This window comes from Streptomyces sp. NPDC055078 (assembly GCF_053607985.1).
The window spans coordinates 1-1,041 of record NZ_JBSGUP010001165.1; the positions used below are offsets into that span (position 1 = coordinate 1).

Consider the following 1,041-nt stretch of genomic DNA (forward strand, 5'->3'; position numbering starts at 1 on the left):
GTCCTCGACAGCGGGGCGGGCCGCCCGGGCCCCCCTGGCGGCCCGGCCGGTCAGCGGGTCGCGTAGACCTGTTCCATCCAGCCCGCGAGCTGCTCGTCGGACAGGTGCTGGGCGAGATCCGCCTCGCTGATCATCCCGACCAGCCGCTTGTTGTCGATCACGGGCAACCGCCGGATCTGGTGCCCCTGCATCTCCTCAAGCACCGCTTCGACGTCCGAGCCCGCGTCGATCCAGCGCGGGGTCCCCTTGGCCATGTCACCCGCGGTGACCTTCGCCGGGTCGCGCCCCATGGCCACACAGCCCACCACGATGTCGCGGTCGGTGAGTATGCCGCAGAGCCGTTCCTCGGAGTCGGCGATGGGCAGCGCGCCCACATTCAGATCGCGCATCAACTGCGCCGCCCTGTCGAGCGTCTCGTGCGCGGGTATCCACTGTGCCCCGCTGTGCATGATGTCCCTTGCGGTGGTCATGATGATCGTGCCTCCTCGAAGCGGCTTGGCGGTGCCACTTGGTGGTGTTACTTACGGTGAAGCCGCTGACGGTCCACGCGAACTCATCGTCATTGGGCCGTTGGGAGTACGCGACCGCTGTAGGCCAAACGGGTGACCCCCCGGGCGCCCCGGGCATGGGTGCGCATGCTCAGCCTGTCCGGCGTTTGAGGGCGGACGCTCGGCCCCCTGCCCGCTGACCGCATTCGGACCGGGTCAGGAAATGTAGCCTGTCCGGCGTTTGAGGGCGGACGCTCGGCCCCCTGCCCGCTGACCGCATTCGGACCGGGTCAGGAAATGCAGCCCGTCCGGCGTTTGAGGGCGGACCGGTTCGCCGGAGGGCCCGCGCCGTCGGCCGAGGCTCTGCCCCGGACCGCCCCCTACGCCCTGCGGCGTGGAGGTACCCCCAGCGCCTCAATCGCCGGCGGGGCTGTTTTTGCCTGCCCGGGTGCGCATATCAAGCCTGTTGGGGGTCCCCCGGACGGAGTCTGGGGGAGTTTGAGGACGGACGCCTGGCCCCGGGGCTTGGGGGTATGGGTGCGCACATCAGCCC

The 1,041-nt window shown here is 69.9% G+C and carries 1 protein-coding gene; it reads right to left on the reverse strand.

All coding sequences use genetic code 11. From position 1 onward, the window contains the following. Nucleotides 1–50: 50 nt before the first annotated feature. Nucleotides 51–470: a CBS domain-containing protein gene (locus ACWF94_RS40955; protein WP_453500451.1), complete on the reverse strand. Its 420-nt coding sequence runs from the start codon at nt 468–470 to the stop codon at nt 51–53. Nucleotides 471–1,041 lie beyond the last annotated feature (571 nt).

Bases quoted from the DNA above. Each gene is read 5' to 3' on its own strand.
- ACWF94_RS40955 (WP_453500451.1), bottom strand. From the start codon at position 470: ATGACCACCGCAAGGGACATCATGCACAGCGGGGCACAGTGGATACCC.